Annotated in this window: 9 protein-coding genes and 1 pseudogene; 5 read left to right on the forward strand and 5 right to left on the reverse strand. The window is 58.2% G+C overall.

Annotation, left to right across the window (positions count from 1 at the left end):
* The first annotated feature begins 37 nt into the window (after positions 1–37).
* From BSK43_RS05305 to BSK43_RS05325, 5 genes are all read left to right on the forward strand, one after another.
* Complete coding sequence (locus BSK43_RS05305) at positions 38–733, forward strand: hypothetical protein (RefSeq protein ID WP_077472028.1); 696 nt, start codon at positions 38–40, stop codon at positions 731–733.
* Positions 730–1,125: a DUF5615 family PIN-like protein gene (locus BSK43_RS05310; RefSeq protein WP_077472029.1), complete on the forward strand. Its 396-nt coding sequence runs from the start codon at positions 730–732 to the stop codon at positions 1,123–1,125. Before BSK43_RS05305 ends, BSK43_RS05310 begins: the two co-directional genes overlap by 4 nt.
* Before the next feature lie 385 nt (positions 1,126–1,510).
* Positions 1,511–2,362 (forward strand): hypothetical protein, encoded by an 852-nt coding sequence (locus tag BSK43_RS05315; protein WP_136686750.1) that lies wholly within the window; start codon positions 1,511–1,513, stop codon positions 2,360–2,362.
* A gap of 444 nt (positions 2,363–2,806) precedes the next feature.
* Positions 2,807–3,013, forward strand: a complete 207-nt coding sequence (locus BSK43_RS05320) for a hypothetical protein (protein ID WP_077472032.1) — start codon at positions 2,807–2,809, stop codon at positions 3,011–3,013.
* 12 nt (positions 3,014–3,025) lie between these two features.
* Positions 3,026–3,349 carry a CopG family transcriptional regulator gene (locus BSK43_RS05325; protein ID WP_246662497.1) on the forward strand — a complete coding sequence of 108 codons (324 nt, stop codon included), beginning with the start codon at positions 3,026–3,028 and terminating at the stop codon, positions 3,347–3,349.
* Positions 3,350–3,597: 248 nt separating this feature from the next.
* On the opposite strand, the gene BSK43_RS05330 is transcribed toward BSK43_RS05325, so the two are convergent.
* The 5 genes and pseudogenes from BSK43_RS05330 to BSK43_RS05350 form a co-directional block, all read right to left on the reverse strand.
* Positions 3,598–3,816, reverse strand: coding sequence for a DUF2274 domain-containing protein (locus tag BSK43_RS05330; protein ID WP_077472034.1), 219 nt, complete (start codon positions 3,814–3,816; stop codon positions 3,598–3,600).
* 4 nt (positions 3,817–3,820) lie between these two features.
* Positions 3,821–4,984 (reverse strand): TrbI/VirB10 family protein, encoded by a 1,164-nt coding sequence (locus tag BSK43_RS05335; protein WP_077472035.1) that lies wholly within the window; start codon positions 4,982–4,984, stop codon positions 3,821–3,823.
* The gene (gene trbG / locus BSK43_RS05340) at positions 4,981–6,000 is read right to left on the reverse strand and encodes a P-type conjugative transfer protein TrbG (protein WP_077472036.1); all 1,020 of its coding nucleotides are present in this window, start codon (positions 5,998–6,000) and stop codon (positions 4,981–4,983) included. The genes BSK43_RS05335 and trbG overlap by 4 nt, the downstream gene beginning before the upstream one ends.
* The gene (gene trbF, locus BSK43_RS05345) at positions 5,997–6,686 is read right to left on the reverse strand and encodes a conjugal transfer protein TrbF (RefSeq protein ID WP_077472037.1); all 690 of its coding nucleotides are present in this window, start codon (positions 6,684–6,686) and stop codon (positions 5,997–5,999) included. The genes trbG and trbF overlap by 4 nt, the downstream gene beginning before the upstream one ends.
* Positions 6,683–7,101 (reverse strand): annotated as a pseudogene (locus tag BSK43_RS05350) (P-type conjugative transfer protein TrbL); the annotation flags it as partial. The gene trbF and the pseudogene BSK43_RS05350, both read right to left, overlap by 4 nt.

Here is a 7,101-nt window from a genome sequence, read left to right on the forward strand (position 1 = left end):
TAATGCCGGCGAATTCAAGCGGGGATGGCAAATCACAATGAGTGGCAGCGAGAAGCCTATTCCATTCGGTATTGGCTATTATTCCGCCAGCGATGCCGCACGCCTCTTGAATATTCCCGTGCGGAACGTCCGCAGATGGCTTGGCGGGTACGACTACACACACCAGGGCGAAACGCTGCACGTCGATCCCCTGTGGCAAAGCCAGTTGCCGCAGGCTGACGGGCATATCGAACTTGGTTTTCGTGACCTCATCGAACTGCGGTTTGTCGGCGCCTTCATCGACGCCGGCCTCGGCCTGAAAACAATCAGGCATTGCCTCGTCTATGCAAGAGAATGCGTCAACGATGACAGGCCTTTTTCAACGCGACGCTTTCAGACGGATGGAAAGACGATCTTTCTGGAAAGCGTCAATACGTCCGGCGACGAAAATCTTCTGGATTTGAAGAAGAAGCAATACACGATCAAGACCATCATCGAGCGGACGTTCAAAGATCTGGACATCGATAATGACGCCGTAAGTCGCTGGCGTCCGTTTAAGGGGAAGGCGACTATCATCGTTGACCCTGAGCTTGTGTTTGGCCAGCCGACAACCGCTGTCTACAATGTACCCACAATTGCGCTGGCACAGGCGGTCAAGGCGGAAGGATCCGAGCGGGCGGTCGCAAAACTCTATGAGATCCCCATAGCAGTCGTTAGAGACGCCGTAGCCTTTGAGGAATCACTGGCAGCGTGAAGGTCCTCTTCGATCACAACCTTTCTCCCCGATTGGCAAGGAGCCTTCAGGCTCTGATGGGAGACGACCACGAGATCGTAGCGCTGAGAGATAAGTTTCCACCGAATATAAAAGATGTCGATCTCATTGCCGAATTGTCAAAGCAGGGCGGATGGATTTTCATATCGGGCGATCGTCGGATCACCAGAAACCGCGCTGAGAAGGCGGCTTTTCAAAGCTCGAAACTCGTGGGCATGTTTCTGTCGCAGGGGCTGTACAAATCCAGCGTGTTGAAACAGGCAGAGCGACTTATTGCATTGTGGCCGGCCATTGGCACAGTTGCGGGAAACGTGTCAGGCGGTGCAATGTTCGAACTTCCAATGAAATCCTCAAAGCTGTCCCCACTCAAATAACTTGGCCCATCACCGCTGCCTGGAAATGTTGGTGAAGCGGGGACCTTTATCTTGTCTCTGGAAGGCATCGCCCTCGCGTCTGATAGCGATCCTCGAGTGCGGTAAATAATAAATCAAGCCGGGACACTAGAAATCCAGCCGCTGTAACTTTGAGGCGAAATCTCTTTATCGACATTCGCTCGCTATTTGGTAATGATCCGCGGAGTAGAGGGTCCGTATCGTGTCTTTTAGTCGGGTATTCTTGGTAGGAATTGTCTTTCTCTTATGGGCTATCAATGTCCGAGCGGAAGACAACGTCGCACCGTTTTCCATATCGCCTGTTTGGCCGCTAGCAATACGCTTGGATGGGCCAATCGATTCTCGGTCTGCTCTGTCTTTTAGAAGGATGTTGGCGGCCAACCCGAATGTGAAAATCCTGGTGCTGAATAGCCCGGGCGGTGATGTTCAGAACGGCTTGCTTATTGCTGATGACGTCTACACGAAAGGCATGAGCACTGTCATACCTTCGGATTCCGTCTGTGCGTCGGCCTGTGCCTACGTTTTCTTTGCCGGCAGAAATCGAATTGTTCAGGGCCGGCTCGGCGTACATCAGATCAGCGGCAATGTCGGCCTGGGCGACGCGCAGCTGAATATCTCCGATATCCTCGACACGTTGAACAAGTACGGCGTCGATGCCCGTATTTTTCCGATTATGTTTCGGACATTGTCTGATGACATCCATTTCTTCAGCGCAGACGAAATCAAACAGTTCGGGATAGAGCATCTCTCGCCCGATGCAGCAGGCAGCCAGATTTCGTCTGTACCGTCCTCTACCCCGACAATTCAATCAGCGCCTGCTTCGGTCAACGCGATGAGGCAAGAAGAGACGACGGCCAGAAACTTTGTCTCTGAATTGGTGAATTCCGGAAGCTTGCCGGCCAATCAGGCGGTCGCGTTCGCTTCCAGTGTTTATGCGGGTGAAGTCAACTTTTATGGCAAGCAAAAGAGATTGAGCGAGATACTCGATGACAAGGCCAAGTTTTTTGAGCGGTGGCCGAATAGAGTGTATCGGCTGAGACCGGAAAGCGTTGTGGTCTCCTGCGGCGGAGACCTTTGCCGGGTGACTGGCGATTTCGATTGGTATGTCAGCAGCCCACAACGCGCAAAGAGCCTCAACGGCACGGCGTCATTCTTCTACTCCCTGAGCATGAATGGTCGGATTCAAGTGGTTGCCGAAGACGGCAAAGCTCGAAAATGAAGAACCGATTTCGTTTTGGGTAGCGCGAGGGCCATATGCGCGCAAAGCCTGCTCTTACTCGGTCAAGATCGCTGATAGATTATCAGATGCATTGATCGAGTTTCTTGGCCATCCCTCAAACCTTGATAGAAAAGTCGCGACCACGGCCTTCTGGAAGTTGGAGATTGGAGAGATTTCGTTCTCGCAAGCCGGCTCGGCCACGCGGAGCCGTCGTTTCCCATTGAGTATTCGGTCTGACAGTCGCTCGGCCTCTAACACGATCTCCTGTCATGTCCCGTTTGCGAAAATGGAAAACCTTCTCAGCGCTACCAAGATCACATGAGCTTGACTCTCTCCCAGATGAGAACATAATAAGAACAAACGCGAGCTGCGCCCCGGCCTGAGTTTACCTATAACTTGATGATGACAACCGCCACGTTCCGGCGGAATGGAGACGTGCGTCCAATGAATGCTGAAGCTACCACATTGACCTCAGAACCGGAGCTCGATCCGATTGAACTGATCCTTGACACACATGGTGGCGATGCGAGGGCGGCAATCACCGACCTCGTGCAACGAATTCAGCACCTCAGATATCAGCTTACGCTCACCTCTGCTGTGATGAGCAAAGGCATGGTGCGTGGTTGGGAACCAAGTCTTGACCAGACCTGAAGGAGTGGAATGATGGGCAATACCATCTTTCAAAACGGAGACACACGCATGCCAAGGGATATGGCAGGTCAGCTTGATCATACAGCAGACCGCATTGGCGATGCATCGCGTGCCGATCTGCAAGTCATGCTGCGACGCGCGGCGCTCATGATCCGGAATGCCGCACCGATTGGCCTGGATGTCGAAACTGAAGAGGCCTTGCTCTCCATTGCCCAGGAGCTCGGGATGACGAGAAACGACATGATCCGCTACATCGTCAAGGAATGGCTGGAGACCAGCGCATATCTGCCAGTGCGGGAAATAGATGAAGATGGAGACGTTGATGGGCATGCGTAAGGTCTGCAGCAGAATCGACGGGGTCAGGGCGATGCGGGAAGATCAAAGCCGTAACTGATTTTTTTCACGTCCTCGCCGAAACGTGCCTGTCTACGGATGACCAACCCCGATGGGTTTGCAAGAAGGGCAATTTCTACCACCTGGGTATATATTTTCGCGTAAAATGAAACCGGCCGGTGGCATCGCGAGCCGAATCGCCGGCGGCAAATGAAGTGGCACTTCTTGTCCACCTCCAAAGGCATCGGCGATTATTGCGAACGCCGCGCCTTGGCAAAACCCCGATCCGTTGCCATGAACCGCTGCAACATCGGCACGATCAGCCGAATCGGATCCCCAATCGGATTTACCTGCTCGCTGCCGAGCAAATCGGCATACGCAAGCAGATCCCGATATAGCGATCCGGGTAGCTCCATGCTTACCTTGACGGGTTTATTGTCAATGAACGGTCCGAGTTTTAATTTGGCCATTGGTCTAACCTCTATAGGGCTCCATCACGAGATCACGGGTGACGACAATCCGGACCGGAAATCCGGGCCTGATGGTCAGGGTGGGCGCGATCTGCAATTGGCGGCGGATGATCTGTTGTCCGGCGTCATTGATCGTATCCTGGCCACCGTTGCGGATGGCCTGGATCAGCCGGTCCTCGTCGTCCATGGCGAGTTCTGCACCAACCGAGAGCAGCGTCGAAAGACCGGCTGCCTTCGCCAGCTCCCACCAGTGGTAGTCGACACCGTCCTCGAGACCGGCATAGCCCTGCGTATCGGCGCCAGGCTGTCGTTCGAGGACGATGGATCGTCCATTCGGGAGTATCAGCCGGTTCCAGACGAGAAGGACACGCCTCTGCCCGAAGCCGACATTGTTGTCATATTGGCCAATGATGCGGGTGCCCTGCGGCACAAGCAGAATACGGCCGGTCGGGCTGTCGTAGATGTTCTCGGTGACCTGGGCGATGATCTGGCCGGGGAGATCGGAGCGGATGCCGGTGATAAGCGCTCCGGATATCGCCGAACCGGCCTGCAGCACATAGGGCGACGCCGGCGGCATCACGCGATCGGCTGCAACGGTGCGGCGATCGACGGCGGCGTTGAGGAAGGCGGCCTGCCGATCCTGTGCCGGGGGAGCTCCGGCCTGGTCGAGACCGGCAAGATTCGGCGTCGTATTCGCGTTGGGCGTTATCGCGCTTGCCGTCGTCCGTGTTTCTGTCTGGAAGAACACGCGGCTGGTTCGGGCAGCTTCCGCCTCGGCGAGGCGTCGTTGCTCGGCCGGATCGACACCCGGCGTTGTCGGCACAACGACAGGCTGGCCACGATCCTGCGCACTGAGGATCGGACGGCCGAGATCGCCGGGCAGAGCCGGCCCCAGGATCGGGCCGGTATAGTCCCGCGGCAAGCCTGCCAGACCGTCGGCAGTGGTTCGGTTCTCGGTCGAATAAAGCTCTTCGCCACCATTGCCGCGATCTCGGGTCTGAAGCGCATAAATCAATGCGCCACCGATGCCGAGCGACGCGACCAGGCCAAGTCCGGCGAGCACCTTGCGCGATAGCCGGGTGACGCGCGGCGGTTCTGCCCGCAAGCGCATGGAAGGAACAGGACCGGGGGCCTGGGTTGCATCTTCGCGGTTGTCGGCCTCGCTCATGACGACCGCCCTCCTTCCCTGGTTTGGACTGTCGGCGCCTGCACGACTCCGCTTGTTCGGACGATCCTCACAGTCTGCTGATGCTTGCCGCTACCCAGGCGCAATTCCGCCGCACCGAAGAGGCGATCGACGATCAGAATGTTCCGATAGATACGGGTATTGGCGATCTGCGCCTCGCCTTCCGGACCGATGACGAAGAGCGGCGGAAATTCCCCCTGTACGATGCCGCGCGGAAATTCGACATAGACCTTGCGGCCATCGTCATAGACGGAGACCGGCCGCCAGGGCGGCGTGTCGCCGGTGAGGCCGTAGCGGTAATTTCGCGCCGCTATCGTCGGAATAGCCGGTGTGTCAGGAATGGACTGCCGCGGGCCCGGCATCTGCGGGTAAGACCATGAAACCGAAGGCATATAGGGTTTCTCACCGGAGCGTAATTCGATCAGATAGGTACGACGATCGGTGGAAATCACCAGGTTGGTGGTGATGTCGGGACGTGAGGGTTTCACCAGCACATGCACGCGCCGCGAGGTGCCGCTGCCGCTCTCGGTATCGCCGATAATCCAGCGCGTGGTGTCGCCGGCGGCGATCGGCCCGGCTCCGGTCAGGCTTTCGCCGGGTTCGAGCGCGATGTCGGTGATCTGGCCGGGTGCGGTATAGACCTGATAAAGGGCGCCTTCGCTCCAAGGATAGATCTGGATGGCGTTGTAGTAGCCCTCCCGGCGCGGCTCGACACGGGCCGCGTCATTGGCATTCTGAATCCGCCCGGTCGGGGTGGTTGCCGTGGCTCCTCCGCGCGCCGGCGTCCAGCCAGGCGGAATGTGCAGCGGCTTCGGACGGTCATCGGTCAGCACGGCAGGAACGGCCGGCAGTGCCGGCACATCGGCATCGTAGCGGATCTGTGGCGGCTTTTGCGGTGTAGCGCAACCGGCCAGTGCGGCGGCGGACAAGAGCACGACAGCAAATGCGGGTTTGTGGAAAGACGGGTTTCCGGCTTTGTGGATCGGCGGCTTATTCATTCGCCCATCTCCCTCGACCATGAAATCGCGTTGACGTAAATGCCGAGGGGATTGGACTTGAGCCGTTCGGCATCGCGGGGCGGCTGGATCACGATGGTCAGGATCGCGGTCCATCGTTCGGTAGTGGAAAGCTGGCCATTCTCGTAGCGTCGCTCGACCCAGGCGACACGGAAGCTGTCGGGAGACGCGCGAATAACGCTCGATACCTCGACGGCGACCTGCTGCTTGCCGACCTTGGTGAAGGGGTCGTTAGACCGCGCATAGTCGTTCAGCGCTGTCGCGCCGCGATCCGTCGTCCAGTCATAGGCGCGCAGCCAATTCTGCCGGACGATGATGGGATCGGCGGGAATGCTCCTGACCTGCTCGATGAATCTCGCCAGATGCCATGCGACCTGCGGATCGGTGGGACGGTAGTCGGCCGAGGCAGCGGCGACGGTCTGGGCCTGGCCGAGCTTGTCGACCTGTACGACCCATGGCACGACGGTCCCACGCGTGGACTGCCAGACGAGTGCTGCGGCAAAGCCTGCCGAAAGGATCAGGCTTCCGAACGCCATGAACCTCCAGTTCTTCGCCTGCACGCGGGCCGAGCCGATACGCTCGTCCCAGACCTGTGCGGCCTTCTGATAGGGTGTTTCGGGTTGCGGCGTCTTGCCGTAATGGGCAGCCGGTCGTTGGAACAAGCTCATGAGCGGTCACTTTCGGAAAGATTGACGGAAGAGCCACCACCATGGCTGTCGCCGGATCGTACGGCGTGGGCGGCGGCGGAAACGCCGTGGCTGACGTGCTGGCTGCGTTTCATGCGCCTGGCCCAATCGGGAGCGCCATCGCGCGAGGCCGCCGGGTTGGCGGCAAAGGAATCATCATTGGCGGCATCGGCACCGCCGACGGTGCCGAGCGTGGAAGAGCCGCCGGTCGCGCTGAAGCCGCCTTTCACACCTTCGGAAAAATTCGATTTGACACTTTCGGCCGCCCGCCCGGCTGCACGCTTGAGCGGCGACACGGCAGCGGAGCCTGCACCGCGCGCGACACCGCCGAGACCTGACGCCACGCCCGACGCGCCGCTCTGTCCCATCGATCCGAGAGTATAGGCGGTCGAGGCGG

The organism is Rhizobium sp. P44RR-XXIV, from assembly GCF_001999485.2.
GTDB lineage: Bacteria > Pseudomonadota > Alphaproteobacteria > Rhizobiales > Rhizobiaceae > Rhizobium.

Coding starts and splice junctions, on each gene's coding strand:
- BSK43_RS05305 (WP_077472028.1), top strand. CDS start 38: ATGAGTGGCAGCGAGAAGCCTATTCCATTCGGTATTGGCTATTATTCC.
- BSK43_RS05315 (WP_136686750.1), top strand. CDS start 1,511: ATGTTGGCGGCCAACCCGAATGTGAAAATCCTGGTGCTGAATAGCCCG.
- BSK43_RS05320 (WP_077472032.1), top strand. CDS start 2,807: ATGAATGCTGAAGCTACCACATTGACCTCAGAACCGGAGCTCGATCCG.
- BSK43_RS05325 (WP_246662497.1), top strand. CDS start 3,026: ATGGGCAATACCATCTTTCAAAACGGAGACACACGCATGCCAAGGGAT.
- BSK43_RS05330 (WP_077472034.1), bottom strand. CDS start 3,816: ATGGCCAAATTAAAACTCGGACCGTTCATTGACAATAAACCCGTCAAG.
- BSK43_RS05335 (WP_077472035.1), bottom strand. CDS start 4,984: ATGAGCGAGGCCGACAACCGCGAAGATGCAACCCAGGCCCCCGGTCCT.
- trbG (WP_077472036.1), bottom strand. CDS start 6,000: ATGAATAAGCCGCCGATCCACAAAGCCGGAAACCCGTCTTTCCACAAA.
- trbF (WP_077472037.1), bottom strand. CDS start 6,686: ATGAGCTTGTTCCAACGACCGGCTGCCCATTACGGCAAGACGCCGCAA.